Annotated in this window: 23 protein-coding genes; 12 read left to right on the forward strand and 11 right to left on the reverse strand. The window is 72.2% G+C overall.

Translation table 11 applies throughout. The features are described 5' to 3' along the window. Position 1 precedes the first annotated feature (1 nt). On the forward strand, positions 2-1,267 hold the full coding sequence (locus ACIRJP_RS07590; protein WP_404169436.1) for a D-alanyl-D-alanine carboxypeptidase family protein: 1,266 nt from the start codon (positions 2-4) through the stop codon (positions 1,265-1,267). On the opposite strand, the gene ACIRJP_RS07595 is transcribed toward ACIRJP_RS07590, so the two are convergent. Then, positions 1,215-2,135: a YihY/virulence factor BrkB family protein gene (locus ACIRJP_RS07595; protein ID WP_404169439.1), complete on the reverse strand. Its 921-nt coding sequence runs from the start codon at positions 2,133-2,135 to the stop codon at positions 1,215-1,217. The two genes, ACIRJP_RS07590 and ACIRJP_RS07595, sit on opposite strands and share 53 nt — an antisense overlap. A 143-nt stretch (positions 2,136-2,278) precedes the next feature. Between ACIRJP_RS07595 and ACIRJP_RS07600 the strand changes: the two genes are divergently transcribed. After that, positions 2,279-3,628, forward strand: a complete 1,350-nt coding sequence (locus ACIRJP_RS07600; RefSeq protein WP_404169442.1) for an FAD-binding protein — start codon at positions 2,279-2,281, stop codon at positions 3,626-3,628. A 47-nt stretch (positions 3,629-3,675) separates the two neighbouring features. Beyond that, complete coding sequence (locus ACIRJP_RS07605) at positions 3,676-4,527, forward strand: SDR family NAD(P)-dependent oxidoreductase (RefSeq protein ID WP_404169445.1); 852 nt, start codon at positions 3,676-3,678, stop codon at positions 4,525-4,527. Positions 4,528-4,548: 21 nt separating this feature from the next. Here the strand turns inward: ACIRJP_RS07605 and ACIRJP_RS07610 are convergent, their stop codons facing one another. Both ACIRJP_RS07610 and trpS read right to left on the reverse strand, forming a co-directional pair. After that, positions 4,549-5,139, reverse strand: a complete 591-nt coding sequence (locus ACIRJP_RS07610) for a 2'-5' RNA ligase family protein (protein ID WP_358944098.1) — start codon at positions 5,137-5,139, stop codon at positions 4,549-4,551. A 113-nt stretch (positions 5,140-5,252) separates the two neighbouring features. Then, a complete protein-coding gene (trpS, locus tag ACIRJP_RS07615; protein WP_404169449.1) occupies positions 5,253-6,266 on the reverse strand; it encodes a tryptophan--tRNA ligase in 1,014 nt (337 codons plus the stop codon). A gap of 141 nt (positions 6,267-6,407) precedes the next feature. On the opposite strand from trpS, the gene rocD reads away from it, so the two are divergent. From rocD to ACIRJP_RS07635, 4 genes are all read left to right on the forward strand, one after another. Then, entirely contained in the window at positions 6,408-7,613 is a 1,206-nt protein-coding gene (gene rocD / locus ACIRJP_RS07620) for an ornithine--oxo-acid transaminase (protein ID WP_404169452.1), read from the forward strand. A 70-nt stretch (positions 7,614-7,683) separates the two neighbouring features. After that, positions 7,684-8,472 (forward strand): SMI1/KNR4 family protein, encoded by a 789-nt coding sequence (locus ACIRJP_RS07625; protein ID WP_404169455.1) that lies wholly within the window; start codon positions 7,684-7,686, stop codon positions 8,470-8,472. Positions 8,473-8,762: 290 nt separating this feature from the next. Next, positions 8,763-9,635, forward strand: a complete 873-nt coding sequence (locus ACIRJP_RS07630) for a hypothetical protein (protein ID WP_404169724.1) — start codon at positions 8,763-8,765, stop codon at positions 9,633-9,635. 49 nt (positions 9,636-9,684) lie between these two features. Further along, positions 9,685-10,323: a LysE family translocator gene (locus ACIRJP_RS07635; protein WP_404169458.1), complete on the forward strand. Its 639-nt coding sequence runs from the start codon at positions 9,685-9,687 to the stop codon at positions 10,321-10,323. A gap of 58 nt (positions 10,324-10,381) precedes the next feature. Here ACIRJP_RS07635 and ACIRJP_RS07640 read toward each other — a convergent pair whose 3' ends face one another. Continuing rightward, complete coding sequence (locus tag ACIRJP_RS07640) at positions 10,382-11,800, reverse strand: PLP-dependent aminotransferase family protein (protein WP_404169460.1); 1,419 nt, start codon at positions 11,798-11,800, stop codon at positions 10,382-10,384. Positions 11,801-11,847: 47 nt separating this feature from the next. Here ACIRJP_RS07640 and ACIRJP_RS07645 point away from each other — a divergent pair, with 47 nt between their 5' ends. After that, complete coding sequence (locus ACIRJP_RS07645; RefSeq protein WP_382932645.1) at positions 11,848-12,363, forward strand: carboxymuconolactone decarboxylase family protein; 516 nt, start codon at positions 11,848-11,850, stop codon at positions 12,361-12,363. Positions 12,364-12,421: 58 nt separating this feature from the next. Beyond that, positions 12,422-13,156, forward strand: a complete 735-nt coding sequence (locus ACIRJP_RS07650; protein WP_404169463.1) for an isocitrate lyase/phosphoenolpyruvate mutase family protein — start codon at positions 12,422-12,424, stop codon at positions 13,154-13,156. Positions 13,157-13,174: 18 nt separating this feature from the next. Here ACIRJP_RS07650 and ACIRJP_RS07655 read toward each other — a convergent pair whose 3' ends face one another. The 4 genes from ACIRJP_RS07655 to ACIRJP_RS07670 all read right to left on the reverse strand — a co-directional run bounded on the left by ACIRJP_RS07655 (position 13,175) and on the right by ACIRJP_RS07670 (position 17,735). Continuing rightward, entirely contained in the window at positions 13,175-14,551 is a 1,377-nt protein-coding gene (locus tag ACIRJP_RS07655; protein ID WP_404169466.1) for a B12-binding domain-containing radical SAM protein, read from the reverse strand. 149 nt (positions 14,552-14,700) lie between these two features. Then, complete coding sequence (locus ACIRJP_RS07660) at positions 14,701-15,690, reverse strand: malate dehydrogenase (RefSeq protein ID WP_404169469.1); 990 nt, start codon at positions 15,688-15,690, stop codon at positions 14,701-14,703. Positions 15,691-16,245: 555 nt separating this feature from the next. Continuing rightward, positions 16,246-16,842: a DUF3017 domain-containing protein gene (locus ACIRJP_RS07665; RefSeq protein WP_404169473.1), complete on the reverse strand. Its 597-nt coding sequence runs from the start codon at positions 16,840-16,842 to the stop codon at positions 16,246-16,248. Positions 16,843-16,871: 29 nt separating this feature from the next. Next, the gene (locus ACIRJP_RS07670) at positions 16,872-17,735 is read right to left on the reverse strand and encodes a bifunctional methylenetetrahydrofolate dehydrogenase/methenyltetrahydrofolate cyclohydrolase (protein WP_404169476.1); all 864 of its coding nucleotides are present in this window, start codon (positions 17,733-17,735) and stop codon (positions 16,872-16,874) included. A 224-nt stretch (positions 17,736-17,959) separates the two neighbouring features. Between ACIRJP_RS07670 and ACIRJP_RS07675 the strand changes: the two genes are divergently transcribed. Then, positions 17,960-18,715, forward strand: a complete 756-nt coding sequence (locus tag ACIRJP_RS07675; protein ID WP_404169478.1) for an RDD family protein — start codon at positions 17,960-17,962, stop codon at positions 18,713-18,715. Positions 18,716-18,827: 112 nt separating this feature from the next. Here the strand turns inward: ACIRJP_RS07675 and purH are convergent, their stop codons facing one another. Together purH and purN are read right to left on the reverse strand one after the other, a co-directional pair. Next, positions 18,828-20,381, reverse strand: a complete 1,554-nt coding sequence (purH, locus tag ACIRJP_RS07680; protein ID WP_376313030.1) for a bifunctional phosphoribosylaminoimidazolecarboxamide formyltransferase/IMP cyclohydrolase — start codon at positions 20,379-20,381, stop codon at positions 18,828-18,830. Then, positions 20,368-21,024 (reverse strand): phosphoribosylglycinamide formyltransferase, encoded by a 657-nt coding sequence (gene purN, locus ACIRJP_RS07685; protein WP_266730257.1) that lies wholly within the window; start codon positions 21,022-21,024, stop codon positions 20,368-20,370. Before purN ends, purH begins: the two co-directional genes overlap by 14 nt. 333 nt (positions 21,025-21,357) lie before the next feature. Here purN and ACIRJP_RS07690 point away from each other — a divergent pair, with 333 nt between their 5' ends. Continuing rightward, positions 21,358-22,272, forward strand: coding sequence for a hypothetical protein (locus ACIRJP_RS07690; protein ID WP_404169482.1), 915 nt, complete (start codon positions 21,358-21,360; stop codon positions 22,270-22,272). A gap of 20 nt (positions 22,273-22,292) precedes the next feature. Here ACIRJP_RS07690 and ACIRJP_RS07695 read toward each other — a convergent pair whose 3' ends face one another. Continuing rightward, a complete protein-coding gene (locus ACIRJP_RS07695; RefSeq protein ID WP_404169727.1) occupies positions 22,293-23,912 on the reverse strand; it encodes a DUF6350 family protein in 1,620 nt (539 codons plus the stop codon). Positions 23,913-24,037: 125 nt separating this feature from the next. On the opposite strand from ACIRJP_RS07695, the gene ACIRJP_RS07700 reads away from it, so the two are divergent. Then, positions 24,038-25,363 (forward strand): helix-turn-helix domain-containing protein, encoded by a 1,326-nt coding sequence (locus ACIRJP_RS07700; RefSeq protein WP_404169485.1) that lies wholly within the window; start codon positions 24,038-24,040, stop codon positions 25,361-25,363. Positions 25,364-25,518: the final 155 nt, after the last annotated feature.

Consider the following 25,518-nt stretch of genomic DNA (forward strand, 5'->3'; position numbering starts at 1 on the left):
CGTGCCTGCTCTCAAAAAGACCGCGATGACGGTCATCTCTGCCGCACTGTTGTCCACTTTTGTTGTCAGCCCGGCATCGGCGGTCGGAAAGGACGCCTCCGACGACCAGCCGAAGCCGCCCGCGGGCATGTCCAAGGTCGGCGGCGAACTGCTGGGCCGGGCCGGTACGCAGGTGCAGCTGGGGCCGGACGCCCCGGTGCTGCCGAAGGACCTCACGGGCCGGTCCTGGATCGTCGCGGACGCGGAGAGCGGCGAGGTCCTCGCCTCGCACAACCCGCACTGGCGGCTGCCTCCCGCCTCCACCCTGAAGATGCTCTTCGCGGACACCGTGATGCCCGCACTCCAGCCCAAGACCCAGAAGTACACCGTCAAGGACGAGGATCTGGCCGACCTCGGCGAGGGCAGCAGCCTGGTCGGCGTCAAGGAGAAGCTCACCTACACGGTCCACGATCTGTGGCTCGGGGTGTTCCTGCGTTCGGGCAACGACGCGGTGCATGTGCTCTCCGCGATGTACGGCGGCGTCCCCAAGACCGTCGACGCGATGCAGGCGCACGCCGAGGAATTGCAGGCGCTCGACACCGAGGTGGTCTCGCCCGACGGGTACGACGCGCCCGACCAGGTCTCCAGCGCGTACGACCTGACACTGTTCGCCCGCAGCGGGCTGCAGAAGGCGGACTTCCGGGAGTACTGCTCCACGGCCGAGGCGCAGTTCCCCGGCGCGGAGAAGGACGGGAAGCGCGAGAGCTTCGCCATCCAGAACACCAACAAGCTGCTCACCGGCGCGGGCGGCGTCGACCCGTACAAGGGCATCGCCGGCGTCAAGAACGGCTACACCACGCACGCCGGCAACACCTTCACCGGTGTCGCGGAACGCGACGGCAAGGTGCTGCTCGTCACCGTCATGAACCCGTCGTCCGAAAAGCCCCACGCCGTCTACGAGGAGGCCGCCGGCCTCCTCGACTGGGGCTTCGACGCGAGCGGCAAGGTGACCCCGGTCGGCGAGCTGGTGCCCCCGAAGTCCGCCGACACCAGCACCGGGTCCGGCAAGGGACCCGCGGCCGAGCAGGGGAAGGGCGAGGGCCGCAACGGCCCCGCGCAGTCCGCGAAGGCCACCGCGTCCGAGGGCGGCGGCGGGGGCGGGGGCGGGGGCGCCGGGATCGCGCTGGGCATCGCCGGGGGCGCCCTTGTGCTGCTGGCCGGCGCGGTGTTCCTGGTCAACCGGCGCTGGCCGCTGCCGGCCCTGGTGCGTCGCCTTCCTCGCCGCTGACGACCCCGGACGCCTCGTCCGCGCTGTTCTGCGTCGCCGTCCAGGCGGCGCAGAACAGCAGCAGTTTCGCCGAGAGGTTGATCCACAGCAGCAGCGCGACCGGCACCCCGAAGGCGCCGTACATGCTCTTCGCCGCCACGCCCTTCATGTAGCTGCCGAGCAGCAGCTTGAGCAGTTCGAAGCCGATCGCGCCGATCGCCGCGGCGACCAGCAGCGCGCGCCGCGGGGGCTCGACGCCGGGCAGCAGGGTCAGCAGATAGAGCAGCAGCAGGAATGCGGCGAGCGCGGCCACGACCAGGGTGGCCACCTGGAGCGCCACACCGCCGGCGCCGCGGTCCGAGATGCCGAACAGGTCCGCCGTCCAGCCGACCGCGACCGAGCCGGCCGACGACACGGTGAGCGTCGCGAGCACCGCCCCGCCCAGGCCCAGCAGCAGCCCCGCGTCCTTGAGTTTGCGCAGGACCGGATTGCCCGGGCTCACCCCCAGGTCCCAGACGGCGCGCAGACAGTCCCGCATCGAGCCGATCCAGCCGATGCCGGTGAGGAGCAGCACCGCACCGGCCACCACGCCCACCGTGCCCGCGTGGGCCACCAGGCTCCCGATGCCGAGTTGGTCGGAGATGCCCGGCACCTGCTCGGCCAGCTTGTCCTCGATCTTGTGGAGCTGCTCGGTGGAGAGCAGCGCGGCACCGATCGCCGCGCCGAGCGCGATCAGCGGGAAGAGCGCCAGAAAGCTGATGAAGGTGATCGCGGCGGAGAGCCTGGCCCAATGGACCCGCTCCAGCGTCTCGTAGGAGCGCCAGATGTGCGTCACCATCAGCCGGGAGACGATCGGCCCGATGACGGGGAGGTTCTTCAGCCAGTCCATGACCTACGGCTTACCCTCCCGGGCGCGGAAAACCGGCGCCGGGCCTTGCCGCCGCAGCGCCTGACACCACTTCAATCACCCATACCGGTGAGTGTTGTAACAAATACCTCGAAAGGGTTTTCTCGGGCGATACGGTCACCGTCATGTCCGTCGACACCGTGTCCCTGACCGGCTGGGGCCGCACCGCCCCGACAACCGCCCTGCGATTTTGCCCCCGTTCGTACGAGGAGGCGGCGGCGACGGTACGCGGCTGCGGACCCCGCGGCTCCATCGCCCGGGGCCTCGGCCGGGCGCACGGCGACGCGGCCCAGAACGCGGGCGGCTCCGTCCTCGACATGACCGCGCTGAACCGGATCCGCACCATCGACGCCGGCGCCGGACTCGTGGTCTGCGACGCCGGGGTCAGCCTGCACCGGCTGATGGAAGTCCTGCTGCCGCTCGGCTGGTTCGTCCCCGTCACGCCCACGACCCGCTACGTCACCGTGGGCGGCGCGGTCGGCGCCGACATCCACGGTCACAACCAGCACGTCGCGGGCTCCTTCTCCCGGCACGTCCAGGAGCTGGAGCTGCTGACCGCCGGGGGCGAGATCCGTACGGTCCGGCCCGGCACCGACCTCTTCGACGCGACCGCGGGCGGTCTCGGCCTGACCGGGGTGATCCTCTCGGCCACGCTCCGCTGCCACCGTGTCACCAGCTCGTGGATGTCGGTCGACACCGAACGCGCCGTCGACCTGGACGACCTGCTGGAACGGCTCGTCGCCGGGGACCACCGCTACCGCTACTCGGCCGCCTGGATCGACCTCCACGCCCGCGGCCGGGCCACCGGGCGCTCCGTACTCACCCGGGGGGAGCACGTACCCCGGTACGCACTCCCGGCGCGCGCCCGGCGCACGCCGCTATCGTTCCGCCCTGGTCCGATCCCGGCCGCCCCCGCCCTCGTACCGGAGGCGCTGCTCGGCAGCGCCCCGGCCGCGTTGCTGAGCGAGCTCCGGTACCGCGGCGCGCCCAGGTACCGGATCGGCGAACTCCAGCGGGTCGCCGCGTTCTTCCACCCCCTGGACGGCCTGCCGCACCGGCACCGGGTCCACGGGCGGGCCGGGTCCGTGCGGTACCAGTTCGCCGTCGGCCACGGCCAGGAGGAAACACTGCGCCGGATCGTGCACCGGATCGCCCGGCGACGCTGTCCGGCGACGAACGCCGTGCTCAAACGGTTCGGCGCCGGGGATCCCGGCTGGCTGTCGTTCCCGGTGCCCGGCTGGTCGCTCGCCCTCGGCCTGCCCGCCGCCCTGCCCGGACTGGCCGGGTTCCTGGACTCGCTGGACGAGGAGGTGGCGGCGGCCGGCGGCCGGGTCTGCCTGGCGAAGGACTCCCGGCTCCGGCCGGAGGTGCTGGCCGCGATGTATCCGAGGCTGGCGGACTTCCGGTCGCTGCGCGCCGAGCTGGACCCGGACGGGGCCTTCCGCTCGGACCTGTCGCGCCGCCTGTCGCTCTGACCGCCGCCGCTCTCTCCCCCTCCCCCCACGTCGCAAGGAGTATTCCCGTGAAGGACGCCTTCGGAGCCCCGCAGTCCCTGCTCGTCCTCGGCGGCACGTCGGAGATCGCGCTGGCCACCGCCCGGCGGCTGATCGCCCTGCGGACCCGCACGGTCCGGCTGGCCGGGCGCCCCGGCCCCGCCCTGGACGCGGCCGCCGCCGAACTGCGCGCCCGAGGCGCCGACGTCCGCACCGTCGGCTTCGACGCCCTGGACATCGAGTCGCACGAGAGTGCCCTCGGCAAGATCTTCGCCGAGGGCGACATCGACATGGTGCTGCTCGCCTTCGGCATCACCGGCGACCAGGGGCGCGACGAGGAGGAACCGCTCGCCGCGGCCCGGGTCGCCCAGACCAACTACACCGGCGCCGTCTCCGCCGGGCTGGTGTGCGCCGGCGCACTCCAGGCGCAGGGGCACGGCTCGCTGGTCGTCCTCTCCTCGGTCGCGGGTGAACGAGCCCGCCGCGCCGACTTCATCTACGGGTCCAGCAAGGCGGGCCTGGACGCGTTCACGCAGGGGCTGGGAGACGCGCTGCACGGGACCGGGGTGCATGTGATGGTCGTGCGCCCCGGCGTCGTACGACCGGAGCGGGCGGCAAAGACGGCGCCGGTCGCGGAAACGGTGCCGGCCGGGTCACCGGTGGGAGCCCGGATCGCCGCGGCGCGGTCGGCCTCGGCCCGGTTCGCCTCTGCGCCGCTGGAGGCGCCGGCCCTCACCACGACGCCGGACGCGGTCGCGGAGGCCATCATGACGGGACTGCGGCGGCGCTCGGAGACCGTGTGGGTGCCGGGCTCGCTCCGTGCGGTGATGTCGGCGCTGCGGCACGTGCCGCGACCGCTGTTCCGGCGGCTGCCGATCTGAGACGGAGCCACCGGGAGGCGGTCAGGAGTGCAGGGAGGGCTCGTCCACGGAGGAGCTGCCCTGCGCGGGCACGGCGGGCGCGCAGCCCCCGGCGCCGAACGGGAACTCGTTGATCTTGCGCCAGACGCTGTCCGAGCCCTGCTCGTACAGCGCGAAGGAACCGCAGGTCCAGGCCGCCTCGTAGTCGGCGAGCTCGGCGTACGCCCGGTCCATCGCCTCCTCGGCGATGTCGTGCGCCACGGTCACGTGCGGGTGGTACGGGAACTGGAGCTCGCGCACCAGCGGCCCGGAGGCGTCCCGGACCCGCTTCTGCAGCCAGGTGCAGGCCGAGGCGCCCTCGACGACCTGGACGAAGACGACCGGCGAGAGGGGACGGAAGGTCCCCGTGCCGGACAGCCGCATCGGGAAGGGGCGGCCGCCCGTCGCGATCTGGGCGAGGTGCGCCTCGATCGCGGGCAGGTCGGCCGCCTCGGCCTCGGTCGGCGGGAGAAGGGTGACGTGCGTGGGAATGCCGTACGCGGCAGGGTCCCCGAAGCTCGCGCGCCGCTCCTGGAGCAGGCTGCCGTAGGGCTCCGGGACCGCGATCGAAACGCCGAGCGTTACGGTCCCCACGTCGTCCTCCTCAATGCTCGATGGTCGGTGGCCTGCTTGCGGCCACCCACCGGGTTCAGCTTCCCGTCGCCAGTGTGACGCCTGCGGCAGCGAAACCGCCAGGGTCCTTGGACTCAGTGCTTCGCGGGCAGAAAGCCCATCCGGTCGTACGTCAGGGCCAGGGTCTCGGCCGCGACGGCACGGGCCTTCTCCGCGCCCTTGGCCAGGATCGAGTCCAGCGTCTCCGGGTCGTCCAGGTATTCCTGGGTGCGCGTCCGGAAGGGTGTGACGAACTCGACCACGACCTCGGCGAGGTCGGTCTTGAGCGCACCGTAGCCCTTGCCCTCGTACTTCTGCTCCAGATCCGCGATACCGGTGCCCGTGAGTGTCGAGTAGATAGTCAGAAGATTGCTGACGCCGGGCTTCTCCGCCTGGTCGAAGCGGATGACCGTGTCAGTGTCGGTGACCGCGCTCTTCACCTTCTTGGCGGTGGCCTTCGGCTCGTCCAGAAGGTTGATCAGGCCCTTCGGGGTGGCCGCCGACTTGCTCATCTTCGCCGACGGGTCCTGGAGGTCGTAGATCTTCGCCGTCTCCTTGAGGATGTACGGGTTCGGCACGGTAAACGTTTCGCCATAGGTGCCGTTGAACCGCTCGGCCAGGTCGCGGGTCAGCTCCAGGTGCTGGCGCTGGTCCCCTCCGACCGGAACCTGATCGGCCTGGTACAGCAGGATGTCGGCCACCATCAGCATCGGGTACGTGAAGAGACCGACCGTGGTCCGGTCGGCGCCCTGGTTGGCGGACTTGTCCTTGAACTGCGTCATCCGCGAAGCCTCGCCGAAGCCGGTGAGGCAGTTCATGACCCAGCCGAGCTGGGCGTGCTCGGGGACGTGGCTCTGGACGAAGAGCGTGCAGCGCTCCGGGTCGAGCCCGGCGGCGAGGAGCTGGGCGACGGCGAGCCTGGTGTTCGCGCGCAGCTCCGCGGGGTCCTGCGGGACAGTGATCGCGTGCAGGTCCACAACCATGTAGAAGGCGTCGTGGGTGTCCTGCAGCGCCACCCACTGGCGGACCGCGCCGAGGTAGTTGCCGAGGTGGAACGAGCCTGAGGTGGGCTGGATTCCGGAGAGCACACGGGGGCGTTCAGAGGCCATGGAACTCATTGTCTCAGGTGTGGGCGACTGGCCCCGACCGGCCTGGCGCGCCGGGGAACACAGGTTTCCTCGCCACTGAACCGACCAACGATACAAAGTGGGCACCACCCCCGCCCCCGCCGCACGACGAACGGAGATCCCGTGTCGACCACGGAAACCGCCATCGCCTCCGCCGAGGCGCACAGCGCGCACAACTACCGTCCGCTGCCCGTCGTCGTCGCCACGGCGGACGGGGCCTGGATGACCGATGTCGAGGGCCGCCGCTACCTCGACATGCTCGCCGGCTACTCGGCGCTCAACTTCGGTCACGGCAACCGGCGCCTGATCGACGCGGCCAAGGCGCAGCTGGAGCGGGTGACGCTCACGTCACGTGCTTTCCACCACGACCGGTTCGCCGACTTCTGCACGCAGCTCGCCGAGTTGTGCGGCATGGAGTCGGTGCTGCCGATGAACACGGGCGCCGAGGCCGTGGAGACCGCGGTGAAGACGGCCCGCAAGTGGGGTTACCGGGTGAAGGGCGTCCCGGACGGCATGGCGAAGATCATCGTCGCCGCGAACAACTTCCACGGCCGGACGACCACGATCATCAGCTTCTCCACGGACCCTGAGGCACGCGAGGACTTCGGCCCGTACACGCCGGGGTTCGAGATCGTGCCGTACGGGGATCTCACGGCGCTGCGGGAGGCGATGACCGAGAACACCGTGGCGGTGCTCATGGAGCCGATCCAGGGCGAGGCCGGGGTGCTGGTGCCGCCGCCCGGCTATCTCCCCAAGCTGCGGGAGCTGACCCGCGAGCGGAACGTGCTGTTCATCGCGGACGAGATCCAGTCGGGCCTGGGCCGCACCGGCCGGACCTTCGCCTGCGAGCACGAGGGCGTGGTGCCGGACATGTACGTGCTCGGCAAGGCGCTGGGCGGTGGTGTGGTGCCGGTGTCGGCGGTGGTCTCGTCGCAGGAGGTGCTCGGGGTGTTCCGGCCCGGTGAGCACGGTTCGACCTTCGGCGGCAATCCGCTCGCCTGCGCGGTCGCGCTGGAGGTCATCGCGATGCTGCGGACCGGCGAGTTCCAGCAGCGGGCGACCGAGCTGGGCGAACACCTGCACCAGGAGCTCGGGCTGCTGGTGGGCGGCGGTGCGGTGGAGGAGGTGCGCGGCCGGGGGCTGTGGGCGGGGGTCGACATCGCCCCGGGCCGCGGCACCGGCCGGGAGATCTCCGAGAAGCTCATGGAGCGCGGGGTGCTGGTCAAGGACACCCATGGCTCGACGATCCGGATCGCGCCGCCGCTGGTGATCAGCAAGGAGGACCTGGACTGGGGCCTGGAACAGCTCCGGGCCGTCCTGCGCGGCTGAGCCTCCGGGCGGCCGGGCGGGCCCCGGGCCCGTCCGGCAGGCTCGGGGCCGCCCTGGCAGACTCCGCACCGTGAGACCCGACCTGACACTGCTGCGGGAACTGATCGAAGCATCACCGGGGTTCGGCCGCGGGCGCGCGGGCGCCGTACCGGAACCCCTGATCCGCGAGGCCGAGGCACGGGTAGGCCCGCTGCCGCCCTCGTACCGGTGGTGGCTGGCCGAGTACGGCCACGGCCGGGCCGGGCACGCGGACATCGCGACGGTCGGGCCCGCAGGGTCCGCCGACGACATGTACGAGGCCGTCACCGCCGGGTGGCGACTGGAAGGCGACCGGCTCTGCTTCGCCATGGAGCCGGACTGCGGCGACGGCTACCACTTCGTCCTCGGCCGGACCGGCGAGGCCGGGGACGGGACCGGGACCGGGGCCGGGGAGTACCCGGTGGTGCGCCGTGACGGTACGGACGGCTGCGAGTACCCGGTGGCGGAGTCCTTCGCCGGGTTCCTGACCGTCCGGGCGGCCCGGTCGCGCGGGCTGCGGGACGGGCCCAATCCCGCGGTCGCCCGGCTGTGGCGGTCGACGCCGGGCGTGCTGCTCGACAACGGCGTGCACATCTACGGTCCGCACCTGATCCAGGAACGCAACGAGACCTTCGAGGTGCCCCGGTACGCGCCCGGCTGGGTGCTGGTCGGGGACGACAGCGGGGGCGACGGGCTCCTCATGCGCCGCCACGGCCGCGACCGCGCCTGCGTCCACCGGCTCGGCCTGGGCGCGGTCCGCGAGGACGTCGCGGCGGAGGGCCGGTGGGTCACGGACGATCTGCTCGGCTGGCTGCGCGCGGGCGCGCCCCTGCCGGGCTGAGGAGCCGAAACCGCCATGGTCGGCCGCGGACCCGCTGGAGCTTCCGCCCGGCACCTCACCTTCACCGTGCCTTGCCTTGCCGTTCTTGCACTCTTGACCCCCTCCCCCGCATGAGTACAGGGGATTCTCTCCCTGGCGTCCGCGCGTGCGGTGCGCCTCGAGTCGGGTTCCTGGTTCCTCCCCGTCGACGGGCGATTCATCAAGCTGATCACGGATCAAACCGCCGCGGGTTGCGGCCGAAAGCGGATCACTGAACGTCCGCAAGTAGAGTCCTCGACGTGCTCCTCGGGATGATCTGCGCACTCGGCGCCGCCGTCTGCTTCGGCACCGCCTCGGTCCTCCAGGCCGTCGCCGCGCGGGCCGCCGCCGAGCCGGGGTCGGGCGCGGGGGTCGATCCGGCGCTGCTGCTGCGCGCCCTGCGCCAGTGGCGGTACGCCGGCGGACTCGCCCTGGACGGCTGCGGTTTCGTCCTCCAGATCATCGCCCTGCGGTCCCTGCCGATCTACGCGGTCGGCGCCGCCCTGGCCGCGAGCCTCGCGGTGACGGCGGTGGTCGCCGCGCGGCTCCTCGGGGTGCGGCTGAGCGGCGTCGAGTGGACCGCGGTCGGCGTCGTCTGCGCCGGGCTCGGCATGCTGGGGCTCGCGTCCGGCGGCGAGGGCCACGGGAGCGGTTCCGCCGCCCTGGCCTGGTCGATGCTGGGGATCGCCCTGGGCATCCTGCTGATCGGCACGGCGGCCGGCCGCCTCCCCGAGCGGCCGCGGGCGCTCGTGCTGGGGCTCGGCGCCGGATGCGGCTTCGGGGTGGTGGAGGTCACGGTCCGGCTGATCGACGACGTGTCCCCGGCGGCGCTGCTCGCCGACCCGGCCGTGTACGCGCTGCTGCTGGGCGGCGGTTCGGCGTTCCTGCTGCTCACCTCGGCCCTGCAGCGTGGTTCGGTGACGACGGCGACGGCCGGCATGGTGCTCGGCGAGACGGTCGGTCCGGCGCTGGTCGGCGTCGTCTGGCTCGGCGACCGCACCCGCGAGGGCCTGGAGTGGGTGGCGGTCGCCGGTTTCGTGGTGGCGGTGGCGGGCGCACTGGCCCTGGCCCGCTTCGGCGAGGCCCCGGCACGGACCCCGGGTCCGGCAGCGGGCGCGGCCGAGCGGGGCCGCTGCGGGAAATGACCCGCACCGGATGCCCGGCGGGCCGGGCCGCGCCGTAAGCTGGCCTTCCATGGCAATTGGCACCGCGCTGTGGTCCTTCGCCCTCGTGGTAGGGCTTCTCACTCTCACTCCCGGACTCGACACCGCTCTGATCCTGCGCACCTCGGCCCTCGGCCGGCGCAGAAGAGCGTGGGGCGTCGTCCTCGGAATCCAGTCCGGCACCCTGCTGTGGGGCGCGCTCACCTCGCTCGGGGTCACCGCACTCTTCACGGCCTCCCATCTCGCCTATGTGACGTTGCGCTGGGCCGGCGCGGCATACCTGGTCTGGACGGGCCTGCGCATGCTCCGCGACACCTTCCGCGGGCTGCCCGCCGACGGCACGGACGAATCCGTCCTCCCGGCCGGCACGGACTCGTTCGCCGGCGGATGGCGGCAGGGGGTCCTCACCAATCTGCTCAACCCGAAGATGGGCGCCTTCTACGTCGCCGTCCTGCCCCAGTTCATCCCGGCCGGCACCAGCCACTTCACCATGGGCCTCCTGCTCACCTCCGTACACATCCTGATGGGCCTGGTGTGGTCGGCCGTGCTCGTCGGCTTCGCCCGCGTGCTGCACGGCCGGCTCCGCAGACCGCAGGCCCGCCGGGTGCTCGACCGGATCACCGGGACCGTCATCGCCGCCTTCGGTGTCCGGCTGGCGCTCGGCGACTGAGCTCCTTGGCGGCCGGGCATCCCGCCCCGTCGCCCGGAGTCCGTCGGGCGGCCGGAGGTCACCCGGCGGACTCCCGGGGCAGCACCCGGCAGAGCGCGTCCAGCGCACCCGACCAGGCGCTGTCGGTGGGCGTCCCGTAGCCGATGACCAGCGCGTCGCGTCCCGGCGCCGCGTCCGGGTGCCGGAAGCGCGAGATCCCCTCCAGCGCCAGGCCCTGCCAGGCCGCCGCCCTGAGCACCGACGGCTCGGTGCCCTCGGGCAGTTCGAGCACGGCGTGCAGCCCGGCCGCGATGCCGCTGACCCGGACACCCGGGGCCCGTTCCGCCAGTGCCGCGACGAGCTGGTCGCGGCGGTGCCGGTAGCGCAGCCGCATCGAGCGCACATGACGGTCGTACGCACCCGACCCGATGAACTCCGCGAGCGTCAGCTGGTCCAGCGCGCTCGACGACCAGTCGCTCGCTCCTTTGACCTCGCACACCTCCCCCACCAGCGCCTCCGGCAGCACCATCCACCCCAGCCGCAGCCCGGGTGCCAGCGATTTGCTCGTCGTGCCCAGGTGCACCACGCGTTCGGGGTCGAGGCCCTGGAGCGCGCCCACCGGCTGCCGGTCGTAGCGGAACTCGCCGTCGTAGTCGTCCTCCAGGATCAGCCCGCCCGTGCCGCGCGCCCAGTCCACGGCCGCGGCCCGCCGGTCGGGGTGGAGCGGCACCCCTGTGGGGAACTGGTGCGCGGGCGTCATCAGGACCGCGCCCACGCCCCGCATCCCGGCCAGCTCACCGGTCCGCGCCCCGAGCGGGTCGACCGGCAGGCAGGGCAGCCGCAGCCCGGCGTCCGCGAGCAGGTTCCGGTGGATGTCCAGCCCGTACGACTCGACGGCCGCCTCCCGCACCCGCCGCTTGCGCAGCACCGGCCCCATCAGCTTCAGCGCGTGCGCGAAGCCGGCGCAGATCATGATCCGCTCCGGGTCCGCGTACACACCGCGGGCCCGTGCCAGATAGCCGGCGAGCACGGTGCGCAGTTCGATGCGCCCGCGCGGATCCCCGTACCCGAACGCGTCGTTCGGCGCCGCCGTCAGGGCGCGCCGGGACGCCTTGAGCCAGTCGGCGCGCGGGAACGTCGAGAGGTCGGGCGAGCCGCCCAGCAGGTTGTGGACCGGCCGGGACCGGGCCGCGCGGGCCCGCACGGCCCGGGTGGACGGCCGGCGCGGCTCGGCCCGCTGCGCCACCCGGGTGCCCGAGCCCTGCCGGGCGGTGAGCCAGCCCTCCGCGACCAGTTCGGCGTAGGCGTCGGCGACGGTGTTCCGGGCGATGCCCAGGTCGGCGGCGAGGCTGCGGGACGACGGCAGCCGGGTGCCGGGCGTCAGGCGCCCCGTCCGTACGGCCTCGCGCAGCGCGTCCATGAGCCCGGCCCGCAGTCCTGCCGCACCGGTCGTCTCAAGATGCAGGTCGGCACCGAAAGTGGCCCATGAATCCGTCATGGGAATGGACCATACCCGTGCGCCACCCACCCCGTAACGTCGTACCCATGACGACGAACGAGCACAGCCACCCGACCTCCGAGCTCACCTCCGAGCACACCCCCCGCCTGCAGAACTGGGCCGGGCTCGCCCCCGATGTCTACAAGGCGATGGTCCGGCTGGACGCGGCGTCCCGTAAGGGCCTCGACCCGGTCATCGGGGAGCTGGTGAAGATCCGCGCCTCGCAGCTGAACCACTGCGCGTTCTGCCTGGACATGCACACCAAGGACGCGCTCGCGGCCGGTGAGTCCGTCCAGCGGATCGTCCAGCTCAGCGCCTGGGAGGAGTCGCAGCACTTCTACACGCCCAAGGAGATCGCGGCCATCGAGCTGACCGAGGCCGTGACGGTGCTGACCGACGGTTTCGTGCCGGACGAGGTGTGGGAGAAGGCGGCGAAGCACTTCGACGAGACGGAGCTCGCCCATCTCGTCGCCGCGATCACGACGATCAACGCCTGGAACCGCTTCGCCGTGACCACCCGCATGGTCCCCGGTCACTACCAGCCGGGCGACATCAAGCACTGACACCCCGCAGGCCCAGACACGCACCGCCACTGCCCCGACCCACCTCCAGGAGCCCCGCGTGACCGCATCCGTCCTCCGCGCCCTGCATCACGACCGCGCCCCCGGCGACCCACTGGTCGTCCCCGGCCCGTGGGACGCGGCGAGTGCGCGCGTCTTCGTCGAGGCGGGCTTCCCGGCGCTCGCCACCCCGAGCGCCGGGGTCGCGGCCTCGCTCGGTCACGAGGACGGGGCGACGCCCGCCGACGAGATGTTCGCGGCCGTGGCCCGGATCGTGCGGGCCGTCCCGGCCTCCGTGCCCGTCTCGGCGGACATCGAGGCGGGGTACGGACTGGACCCGCGGGAGCTGGTGGAGCGGCTCCTCGGCACCGGGGCGGTCGGCTGCAATCTGGAGGACTCGGCCGACGGCACCCTCCTCGACGCCCAGCGGCAGGCGGACCGGCTCGCGCAGGTGCGGGCGGTGGCGGGCGACGCGCTCTTCATCAACGCCCGCGTCGACACCTACGTCCGGGGCGTCCCCGAGGGCACCGACCAGGAGGCGGAGACGGTCCGCCGCGCACTGCTGTACGTGGCGGCGGGCGCGGACTGCGTCTACCCGATCATGGCCCCGCCCCAGGCGCTGCCCGCCCTGGCCGCCGCCGTCCCGGCCCCGCTCAACGCCCTGGCCCGCCCCGACGGCCCGGCCCCGCGCCGGCTCGGCGAGCTGGGCGCCACCCGGATCACCTTCGGCCCCGGGCTGCAGCGCCGGACCATGGCGGCGCTGCGCGAGAACGCGGACGCGCTGCGGAAGAACTGAGCGTACGGAGCCGATCTCTCAGGCCCGTCTGCCGCCGAAGGCCGCCAGGGTCCGTTCCAGCATCGGCATGGCCCGGACCACCCGGCGGGAACGGATCAGGGCGTCCCAGGCGGGCTCGAACTTCTTCCAGCCGCCCGAGTACGCCAGGTGCCTGAGCCGTTCGTGCGTGCCCGGCTGGGCGGCCGCCCCGCGCCAGATGTTGGACCACCGGTAGAAGTCCCGGTACGCCCGCCAGTACCCGTCCTCCAGCTGGCGCGGCGTCATGCCCTTCGGGCGGTAGACGACATGGCGGGTGTCGTAGAGGTCCCAGTCCCGGTGGACGATCCGGTCCTCGGCCTCCATCTGTTTCCACAGACCGGTGGAGGGATACGGCGTCATGATGTGGAACGTGGCCGTCTCGATGCCCTGCTCGACGGCCCACTCCACCGTACGGTCGAAGACGTCCGGGCCGTCGTGGTCGAGCCCGAAGACGAAGCTGGCGTTGACCATGACCCCGGCGTCGTGGAGCCGGCGGACGGCGGCCGCGTAGTCCTTGCCGATGTTCTGGTCCTTGCGCCGCTCGGCGAGGTTCGCGCTGTTGACGGTCTCGAAGCCGACGAACAGGCTGCGCAGCCCCGCGTCCACGGCCCGCTCCAGCAGATCCGGCTGGAGCACGGACTTCACGGTGCCGGCGGCCTGCCAGATCCGCCCCGTGCCGGCCATCCCGTCGAAGAGCGCCTCGGCGAAGCGCCTGTTGCCGAGCAGATGGTCGTCGAGGAAGTACAGGTGCCTGCCGGGCAGCCGCTCGATCTCGGCGAGCGCGTCGTCCACGGCCTGGGTGTAGAAGGACTTCCCGCCCTCGAAAAAGGCATCTTTGTAACAGAAGTCGCAGTGGTGCGGGCAGCCGCGCGAGACGACGATCGAGTTCGGTACGAGATACAGCTGCCGCTTGATCAGGTCGCGCCGCACGGGCGGCAGCCCGGCCAGGGTGCGCAGCTTCGAGTCGTACCGGCGGGCCGGCGCCCCGTCGCGGAACTCCTTGAGGAACAGCGGCCAGGTGTCCTCGCCCGGCCCGGTGAAGATCGTGTCGGCGTGGGCCGCGGCCTCGTCCGGGAGCGAGGTCACATGGAGGCCGCCCATGGCGACGTGGACGCCCCGGGCACGGAAGTGGTCGGCGATCTCGTAGCCGCGTCGGGCGGAGGTGATGTATGGCTGGACGACGAGCAGGTCGGGGGTGTCGAGCGCCTCGATGTCCACCCGTTCGACATGCTCGTCGAGGAGCGTCACCTCGTCGTCCGGGTCGAGATACCCGGCGAGGGTCGCCAGGCCGAGCGGCGGGAAGAGCGAGTACTTGATGGGGCGGAACAGCGGGCTGGTCGCCTCGGTCAGTGCCGGAAGGATCATCGTCACGCGCATGACAGCGCAGACTCGCGCAGTGGTGCGGTCAGTTCCCCGCCGGCGCCGCCCGGACACGCCACCGCCCCCGGCAGCGGGTGCGGCCGGGGGCGGTGGGGTGCGCCTGGAGTGGCGTACGGGTCAGGCAGATCCGATCAGACCGGATCGGGTCAGATCAGGCCGAGCTCGCGAACGGCGTCGCGCTCCTCGGTGAGCTCCTTCACCGAGGCGTCGATGCGCTTGCGGGAGAACTCGTTGATGTCCAGGCCCTGGACGATCTCGTACTTGCCGTCCTTGACGGTGACCGGGAAGGAGGAGATGAGGCCCTCGGGGACGCCGTAGGAGCCGTCCGACGGGATGCCCATCGAGGTCCAGTCGCCCTCGGCGGTGCCGTTGACCCAGGTGTGCACGTGGTCGATGGCGGCGTTGGCGGCCGAGGCGGCCGAGGACGCGCCACGGGCCTCGATGATCGCGGCGCCGCGCTTGGCGACGGTCGGGATGAAGGTGTCGGCCAGCCACGTCTCGTCGTTGACGACCTCGGCGGCGTTCTTGCCCGCGATCTCCGCGTGGAAGATGTCCGGGTACTGGGTCGCCGAGTGGTTGCCCCAGATGGTCAGGCGCTTGATGTCGGAGACCGTGGTGCCGGTCTTCTTCGCCAGCTGCGTCAGCGCCCGGTTGTGGTCCAGACGGGTCATCGCGGTGAAGCGCTCGGCCGGTACGTCCGGGGCCGAGGCCTGCGCGATGAGCGCGTTGGTGTTGGCCGGGTTGCCGACGACGAGGACCTTGATGTCGTCCGCGGCGTTGTCGTTGATGGCCTTGCCCTGCGGCTTGAAGATGCCGCCGTTGGCGGAGAGCAGGTCGCCGCGCTCCATGCCCTTGGTGCGCGGGCGGGCGCCGACCAGCAGGGCGACGTTGGCACCGTCGAACGCCTTGTTGGCGTCGTCGGTGATCTCGATGCCGCGCAGCAGCGGGAAGGCGCAGTCGTCGAGCTCCATGGCGGTGCCCTCGGCGGCCTTCAGGGCCGGAGTGATCTCCAGGAGGCGCAGGTTGACCGGCACGTCCGGGCCGAGCAGGTGGCCGGAGGCGATGCGGAAGAGCAGCGCGTAGCCGATCTGGCCGGCTGCGCCGGTCACGGTGACATTCACGGGAGTGCGGGTCATGGCGATCTCCGTTAGACAGCTGGCGGTGGGGGTCCCTGCCCCTGGTGCTGGATATCCCTCGCCATCTGAATCTTGATGTGAAGAGATATCCAGCGATCAGGCTATCCGACCCGGAACCTCCCGGCGGCCCTGCCCCCTGTGGCACCGCACACAACCCGTCACACAGCGCTCACCCGGCCGAATCCCGGTCACCTGTGCCGGTCGAGGGGTCGTCGGTGCGGGGCGCACAGGGGGACTCGGAACCTCGCCCCCGATTGCCGCGCGCCCCCGCTCCGAGCCCCGTTCCACGCCCTCGGGCCGGGGCTCCGTTGCCGGACGATCACACGGTGGCGGAATGGTCACTTCCGTGCCACAGGCGACAGGCATCCCTTGAACCGTCTCACCCCGTCGACCAGGCTGAATTCCGGCCGGGGCAAGGCCGCTCAAGTCACCGCGTTCCGGAGCGTTCACGTTCCGGCGGGCCCCGGTACCGGTGTCCGTCCCCCCTCGGGGGAGGGGACGGACACCGCCTTTTCCGCGAGCACGGCGGACCCGCGAGCGCGACGGACCGCGGGCTCAGCGGATGGTGAAGTGGACCGCCTGCTCCAGGAACGGAATGTCCAGCCACGGCTTGGGCTGCGCCACCAGCGCGAGCATCACGATGAGGAAGCCAAGCAGCCCGTAGGTCACCAGGTCGGTGAAGCGGGAACGTACCGCCAACATGCCCACCGACGGCACCACGAGCCGCAGCACGGCACCCCCGATGAGGGCCGCGCCGATCAGCATCGTGCCGACCCGGAAGGCCTCCGCGAACGGGTCGACGGCCACGATCAGCAGCCCGATCCCAGCCGTGCAGAGCACGGCGAGCAGCGGCCACTGACGGGCCGGGGCGGGCGCGTCCCCGGACGCGGCCCTGCCCCCGCCCTCGGGGCGTGCGGTGTCCCGGGTGAGCGACGGGAAGCGCCGCGAAGGACGCGGGCCGGTGCCCGTACCGCCGTCGCCATCGCCATCGCCCGCACCTTCACGCGCGTCGCCGTCACGGGTCGCGGCCTGGTCCGGTGCGGCCCCGTCCGCCGTCCTCTCACCTGTGCCCGGCGCGTCCGCGCGGGACGGCGCCTCGGACGTGCCGTCCGCCGAGGCGGACGGGTCGGCCGGACTCGTACCAGCACCCATGGGGTTCCCTCCGGATCGGGTCGGCCGGCTCAGACGGCCGCGGCCGCGTTGCGCTCGGCCGCCTCGACCACGTTGACGAGCAGCTGGGCGCGGGTCATCGGGCCGACACCGCCCGGGTTCGGGGAGAGCCAGGCAGCGACTTCGGCCACGCCCGGGTGGACGTCCCCGACGATCTTGCCGTTCTCGTCCCGGCTGACGCCGACGTCGAGCACGGCAGCGCCCGGCTTCACGTCCTCGGGCTTGATGATGTGCGGCACCCCGGCGGCGGCGACGATGATGTCGGCCTGCTTGAGCTGGACGGAGAGGTCACGCGTACCGGTGTGGCACTGGGTGACGGTGGCGTTCTCGGACTTACGGGTCAGCAGCAGCGGGATGGAACGGCCGATGGTGACACCGCGGCCGACGACCACGACGTGCGCCCCGTTGATCTCCACGCCGTGGTGGCGGAGCAGCTGGACGACACCCTGCGGGGTGCAGGGCAGCGGGCCCGTCTCGTTCAGCACGAGGCGGCCGAGGTTCATCGGGTGGAGGCCGTCGGCGTCCTTGGCCGGGTCCATCAGCTCCAGGACGCGGTTGGTGTCGATCCCCTTGGGGAGGGGCAGCTGCACGATGTAACCGGTGCACTCGGGGTTGGCGTTGAGCTCCCGTACGACGTCCTCGATCTCCTCCTGGGTGGCGGTGTCGGGGAGTTCGCGCTGGATGGAGGCGATGCCGACCTGCGCACAGTCGCGGTGCTTGCCGTTCACGTACCACCGGCTGCCCGGGTCGTCCCCGACGAGCAGGGTTCCCAGGCCAGGGGTGATGCCCTGTGCCTTGAGGGCCGCCACGCGGACGGTGAGATCGGACTTGATCGCGGCTGCGGTGGCCTTGCCATCGAGAATCTGGGCAGTCATGTCCCCATACTCGCGGATGACCCCGCCCGCATACCAATTCAGGCCGCAGGCGGTGGCTCGATGTTGCACTTGCGCAACAACCACCGTCACGGCTGGACAAACTTACATTGCGCTTATAACGATTATGGCCGCAGTGCCGCAGAAGTACCGGGGGGCGGACCACTGACTCTTCTTTCCTCCGTGCGGCCGCATCGTCCCCGCACGCACGTTGGAGGAACGCCCAGATGAGTTTCGGCGACCCGAACCAGAATCCGAACAACCCGTACGGCCAGCAGCCGGGCCAGCCGCCGCAGGGCCAGCCCGGTTACGGCTACCCGCAGGCACCGCAGGGCGTACCGCAGCAGGGCCAGCCGGGCTACGGCTACCCGCAGCAGCCGGGCCAGCCGCAGGGCTACCCGCCCCAGCAGCCGGGCGGCACCCTCCAGGCCAACAACGGCTACATCAACGTCGCGGGCCTCGGCACCGTCGAACTCGCCACGATGGGGCGTCGCCTGGGCGCGCGTGCGCTGGACGGTGTCGCGTACGGCATCCTCTACATGATCTTCTCGGCGATCGGCATCGCGGGCCTCGTGGGCGCCTCGAAGTCCATCGACGACTGCAGCGGCTACACGTACGGCACCGACTCCTACAACACCTGCGTGAACGACGCGGCCAATGCCAGCGTCGGCATGCTCGCGGGCTTCTTCGGCTTCATCGCCGTGTTCGCGCTGATCGCGCTGCTCTACGAGTGGCTGATGGTCTCCATCTGGGGCGCCACGCTCGGCAAGATGGTCCTCAACGTCAAGGTCGTCAAGGAGAGCACCGGCCAGGCCCCCGGTCTGGGTGCGGGCTTCATCCGCTGGATCATCCCGATGGTCGGCTCGCTCTTCTGCGGTCTGGGCACGCTGCTGGTCTACCTCTCGCCCTTCTTCGACAACTCGGGCAAGCTCCAGGGCTGGCACGACCGCGCGGGCAGCACGATAGTCATCAAGACGAAGTGAGCATGCTGAGGGTGTAACACCCTCACCGCATCCCGAAGGCCGCCAATCCCCCGCTCATTCCGGGGAGTTGGCGGCCTTCCGTCTTACCCGGGCAGCCCGGGTGCGACGCGTATCAGTGGAAGAAGTGGCGCGTACCCGTGAAGTACATCGTCACGCCCGCCTTCTTCGCGGCCTCGACGACCAGCTCGTCACGGACCGAACCGCCGGGCTGGGCCACGGCCTTGATGCCCGCGGCGGTCAGGATCTCCAGCCCGTCCGGGAACGGGAAGAACGCGTCGGAGGCGGCGTACGAACCGCGCGCCCGCTCCTCGCCCGCCCGCTCGACGGCCAGCTTCGCGGAGTCGACGCGGTTGACCTGGCCCATGCCGACGCCGACCGAGGCGCCGTCCTTGGCGAGCAGGATCGCGTTGGACTTGACCGCGCGGCAGGCCTTCCACGCGAAGGCGAGTTCCTTCAGCTCGTCCTCGGTCAGGGCCTCGCCGGTGGCGAGGGTCCAGTTGGCCGGGTCGTCGCCGTCGGCCTGGAGGCGGTCGGTGACCTGGAGCAGCGCGCCGCCGTCGATGGGCTTGACCTCGACCGGGGCGGTCGGGGCGTCGGGGCAGCGCAGCACGCGGATGTTCTTCTTGCGGGCCAGGACCTCGACCGCGCCGTCCTCGTACGCCGGGGCGACGATGACCTCGGTGAAGATCTCCGCGACCTGCTCGGCCATGGCGACGGTCACCGGACGGTTGACGGCGATGACACCGCCGAAGGCCGACAGCGGGTCGCAGGCGTGCGCGTTGCGGTGCGCCTCGGCGACGTCGTCGGCGATCGCGATGCCGCACGGGTTGGCGTGCTTGATGATCGCGACGCACGGCTCGGCGTGGTCGTACGCGGCCCGGCGCGCGGCGTCGGTGTCCGTGTAGTTGTTGTACGACATCTCCTTGCCGTGCAGCTGCTCCGCCTCGGCCAGGCCGCCGGTGCCGGACGTGTAGAGCGCGGCGGGCTGGTGCGGGTTCTCGCCGTAGCGCAGGACGTTCTTGCGCTCGTACGTCGCACCGAAGAAGTCGGGGAAGCCCGAGTCGTCGGCGGCGGCGTAGTCGTCGGCGAACCAGGAGGCCACGGCCACGTCGTACGCGGCGGTGTGCTGGAACGCCTCGGCGGCCAGGCGCTTACGGGCGGTCAGGTCGAAGCCGCCCGCCTTGACCGCGGCGAGGACGTCGGCGTACCGCTCGGGGCTGGTCACGACGGCCACGGACGGGTGGTTCTTGGCGGCGGCGCGGACCATGGACGGGCCGCCGATGTCGATCTGCTCCACGCACTCGTCGGCCGAGGCGCCGGAGGCGACGGTCTCCTTGAACGGGTAGAGGTTGACGACCACCAGGTCGAACGGCTCCACGCCCAGCTCGGCGAGCTGCTCGCGGTGGGCGTCCAGACGGAGGTCGGCGAGGATGCCTGCGTGGACGCGGGGGTGCAGCGTCTTGACGCGGCCGTCGAGGCACTCGGGGAAGCCGGTGAGCTCCTCGACCTTGGTGACCGGCACCCCGGCGGCGGCGATCCTCCCGGCGGTGGAGCCGGTGGAGACCAGCTCGACACCGGCCTCGTGCAGACCGCGGGCGAGGTCTTCGAGCCCCGTCTTGTCGTAGACACTGACCAGGGCGCGGCGGATGGGCTTATTCACCGACATGACCGAGATGAACCTTTCGTCCCTCAATGCGATAGCCGTCACGGGCGAGCCGCCCCACGGCCTCGACGAGCAGCTTGCGCTCGACTTTCTTGATGCGTTCATGGAGGGCCTCTTCGCCCTCCGCCGTGTCCTCTTCGGTCACCTCGACCACGCCCTGCGCGATGATCGGACCGGTGTCGACGCCGTCGTCGACGAAGTGGACGGTGCACCCGGTGACCTTCACGCCGTACGCGAGCGCGTCGCGCACTCCGTGGGCACCGGGAAAGCTGGGAAGCAGGGCGGGGTGGGTGTTGATGAACCGGCCGCCGAACCGGGCGAGGAACTCCTTGCCCACGATCTTCATGAATCCGGCGGACACCACGAGGTCGGGGCGGTGCTCGGCCGTCGCGGCCGCGAGCGCCGCGTCCCACTCCTCGCGGGTGGCGTGGTCCTTGACCCGGCACACGAAGGTCGGCAGTCCGGCGCGCTCCGCACGTTCCAGCCCGACGATGCCGGGGCGGTCGGCGCCGACCGCGACGATCCGTGCGCCGAAGCCCTCGGGATCGTCACCGATGGCGTCGAGCAGGGCTTGAAGGTTCGTGCCTGAACCGGAGACCAGTACGACCAGGCGCACCGGAGCGGCTGAGGGGGGCGGGGAGGCCACTGCTGGGCCCTTTCTCGCGTGGTGGTTCTCGCATGGTGGAGCAGAGCGACGCTGAATTTGTATGGTCGTACGAAAGAACTGAGCCCCTCGATACGGGGAACTCTACGAACCAGCCGACCGTCAGCAACGATACCGGCACCTCGGAGGACCCCCACGGGACGGGGGTGGACGGCGGTCGGCCGGACTCCGGGGAGGAACGGCGGGCCCGGGGAACGGATATCGGCCGTTCGGGCCCCGCTCCCAGCTTTCGGCCGCTCCTGGGCGGGAGGTAGCGTCAGGGACAGCGAACCGTCCACAGGGCGGAAATGACGAGATGGGGAAGACGTTCACCACATGCCGGACCGACGCCGCCGCACCGCCTTCCGCCACCCGCTGCCCGAGCGGGCCTCACTGCTGATGCGAGAACGCCAGTCCCCCACGGGCTCCTCCTCTTCTTCCGGCGCGTCCGGGGCGTCCGGGACCTCCGGCCAGGCGGACGAGAACCCGTTCGCCGCTCCGCCCGAGAACCGGCCCGACCAGCCCTGGCAGCCCCGCCGCCCCTCGAACACCGGAAACGGGAACGGGGGCGGCAACGGGGACGACTCCTCCGAGGGCGGCTCCTCCGAAGACCGGCCCGCCTGGGGCGGCCAGTGGAGCAGCCGGCAGCCCGGCCGCCAGAGCGGCGGCTTCGGCGGCCGCCCCGGGGGCCAGGGCGGTTCGAACGGCCAGGGCGGGCCCGAAGGCAGCCCCGGCGGGCTGCGCTGGGACCCGACCGACCCCGCCCAGCGCCGCGCTCGTTACGCCCTGCTCGGCGGCATGTGGGCCTTCTTCTTCGCCCTCTTCGACCTGCCCGAGGTCGCCCTGCTGCTCGGCGCGCTCTCCGTGTACTGGGCGATCAGCTCGCTCCGGGCGAAGCCGAGGAGCGCCTCCGCCACGGCGGCCGACGGCTCCGGCCGGGCGTCGGACCCGGCTCGGGCATCCGGTCCGGACCGGGCGACCGGTGCCGCCGCTGCCGGGCGGGCTCCGGCGGCCGGCTCCGCGCCCGGTGCGCCCGCCACTCCCGGTGGCCGGCAGCAGACCACGGCCGCGGTCAGCGGCCTGGTGACGGCGCTGCTCGCGCTCTCGATCGTCGCGACGACCTACACCATGCAGCTGGTCTACCGCGACTACTACACCTGCGTGAACGACGCCCTGACCAAGACCGGTCAGCTGTCCTGCAACGACCTGCTGCCGAAGCCGCTGGAACCCTTCTTCGGCGTCAAGAGCTAGGGACTCGCGCCCCGGGCGTCTCAGGTGTTTCCGGACGGTCCGGCCTCTCCAGGCCGGGCCGTTCGCTCGTGCCAGGGGTCGGTCGGCAGGAAATCGTACGGTACGAAGAGCTCGTCCTCGTCCGTGTCCGCGTCCGGAACGGACATGCGGGCGGCGGGCTGCGCGGACGCCGACGGAGCCGATGGCGCTGCGACGGGCGTGGACCGGGAAGGGCTTACGGACGCGGCGTCTGACTCGCCGCCCTGTCCCGGCACCGACTCCGGAACCGGAACCGTTTGCGGCACCGGCTTCCCGGCTTCCCGGCCCTTCTCCCCCTCCACCGCTCCCGCCTTCGCCTTCCTCCGTACCGCGCCCGTGAGCCACCCCCACGTGCCCGCGCCGCGCTCCCGCAGCCGCCAGGACCGGAACAGCAGCGCACCGGGAACGCCGATCAGTGCCGTCCACAGCAGGGCCGCCGCACCCGTGAGCCACCACACCGGCCCGAACTCCGCCAGCGCCCGGGTACCGAGCGGCCCCCCGGCAGCCGCGGCGAGCACCGCCGTACCGGCCCCGCACCCCACCGCGGCCAGGGCGGCCGTCAGCGCGGTCTCCCGCAGGCTCCAGGCGCCCTCCGGTGCGGCGTGCGCGGGCGCGGCCCGCCGCACCGTGAACCAGGCGATCGTCATCCCGGCCGCGACCGGAACCGCGGCGGCCGACCAGTTCAGGGCCGTTCCCGGGCCCGCGGCGGGCAGCGCGGCGAGCAACGGGAAGCCGGGCAGCGCCGGGCGCCCCGAGAAGGCGAGCGGGGTGACCGTGGACGCCGTACCGAGGGCGAAGCCCGGCCCGAGCCCGTACGCCGCACCCCATACCGCCGCATTCGGCACCAGTACCAGCGCGAGCAGGAAGACCGAGGCCCGGCCCGCCCGGTCGCCCGAGAGCTGGACGAACGACTGCTGGGCGTGGTGGGCATGCCACACCAGCGCCACCGCGACGAGCAGCGCCCCGCCGCCGAGCAGCACCGTCACTCCAGCGGCCGCCGCCCGCCAGGCCGTCCCCGCGTGCTCCCGGAACCGGCCGCGTGCCAGCGCCTCGTGCAGGCTCACCGGCGCCCAGGACGGCAGCGGCCCGACCGGCCGCCCGGCCGCCGTCCAGATCCCGGCCGCCGCCGCGCCCGCCACCACAATGGCCGACGGGAAGAGCAGCGACGGCGGGTGCACGGACAGCGAACCGTCCCACCCGTAGTACGCGACAGCCGCTCCGACCAGCAGATATCCGGTGACGACCATGCCGAACGCCCCCGCCGCCGAGGGGACCGGGCGCCCTTCCTCCGGCACCAGGAGGTCCCGCGCCGCACGGTGGACCAGCCACACCGGCACCACGGCGAGCAGCAGCGGAACGAGGCCGATCGGGGCGGGCACCCCGCTGAGCGTGCCGGCCCTGATCAGCTCCGCGCCATGGGCGAGCAGCCAGAGCCCGGCCGCCGCGTGGAGCGCCCCGCCGGGGCTGCTGTCGGAGGTGGGCGAGCTGATCCACAGCACCAGGACGAGGACGGTGATGGATCCCAGTCCCAGCCCGGCCGCAACGGCTCCACGCAGAAGCGCGAACGCCAGCACGGCGGACCGGCCCTGCTCGGCCGACAACGACGGGCTGCTTCCGGTCACTTGGGTCACCCGGCCATGCTCCCAACGACACGCGCTTATTTCTCGTAACAGGCAAATGGCCGCCGTGTCGCTCAATATGCGTTTATGTACTTTTTCATCCAGTGCAGCTCGGTCGGGGGTCCTGCATGACAGAGAGCTCGGCCGATTCGGCCTTCGCGCAACCGCTTCCCTCCCCCGAGGAACGACGCAGACTGCGCGAGGCGAAGTCACTGAGTGAAGAGCAGGTCGCCGCGGCGATGGGCGTCACCCGCGCCACGGTCCGGTCCTGGGAGACCGGCCGCACCACGCCCCGGGGGCGGAAACGCGAGGCGTACGCCAGGCTGATAAGCGGTGGTCGGCCGAGCACGCAGGCCACCCCGCCGAGCGGCCGGACCAAACCGGGCGCGCCGAACACCCGGCCGAAGGCCGCGGTCAAATGTGCGGCCCGCCCGGCGGCGCCGAAGACGGTCGCGAGGCTGTCGAAGCCGGTGATGTCCACGAAGCCGCCGTCGCGTCCGCCGACCCCCGTCGAAGCCACCGGGAGCACCGACATGGCCCCGAGCGAGCCCGGCACCACCCCCGATCCGCCCAACACATCCGTGATGCCCGAACCGGCCCCCGCAGCCGAAACCGCCGGACCGGCCCCCGGCCGCCTCTCCCCCGACGAGGCCTTCGATGCCTTGTACGCGCACGCCGCCGACGCCCTGTTCCGCCAGACGTTTCTGCTGACCGGGCGCCGGGGCCTCTCCCGGAAGTCCGTCGCACGGGCCTTCGCGCTGGCCTGGGAGCGCTGGCCCGAGGTCGCGGTGGACCGTGACCCGGCAGGCTGGGTGCGGGCCGCCGCGTACGAGTACGCCATGTCGCCGTGGCACCGGCTGCGCCGCGCCCACCGGCGGCTCGACCCGCCGCAGGCCGAACCCGGTCCGCGGGCCCTGCTCGACGCGCTGCTGGAGCTGCCGCCGTCGTACCGCCGCACCCTGCTGCTCTACGACGGTGTCGGCCTGGACCTGCCGGAGACGGCGGCGGAGACGGAGGCGAGCACCCCGGCGGCGGCGGGCAGACTGATGAACGCCCGCGCCGCGGTGGCCGAGCGGCTGCCCGAGCTGGCGGCGGACTCTTCGTCCGCGGAGCAGTCGGCGCTGCTGCACGAGCGGCTCGGCGCGCTCGCCCTGGCCCAGCCCTCCGGCTCGCTGCCCCCGTCCGCCACGATCCGCACGATCAGCGAGCGCAAGGCCCAGCTGTGGACCCGGGCGGCCATCTCGTTCACGGTGCTGATCATCGGGCTGACGCTGTTCACGCTGGGTAGGGCCCCGACCCGGTACGAGACTCCGCAGTCGCCCGCCCAGCAGGTCGGCGGGGTGCCGCCACGCGGCGGTCCGCAGAAGCTGACGCCGCAGGACCTGAAGCTGCGCAAGCAGCTCCACGGCGAGCTCGTGCGGGGACCCGCCCGGCTGGTCCCCCGGGTGGGCTGACCCCTCCGGGGCGCGGAGGAGCCCCGGGGACGCGAAGCGGAGGAGACACGAAACGGCGCGGGTCCGTACCCCTTGATCGGGTACGGACCCGCGCCGTCTGTGCGGTGACGCGATGCTGCTGTCCTGCTTGTCCTGCGGTAGTGCTCCGGCGCGGT

Source organism: Streptomyces sp. NPDC102437 (assembly GCF_044765565.1).
Classification (GTDB): Bacteria; Actinomycetota; Actinomycetes; order Streptomycetales; family Streptomycetaceae; genus Streptomyces.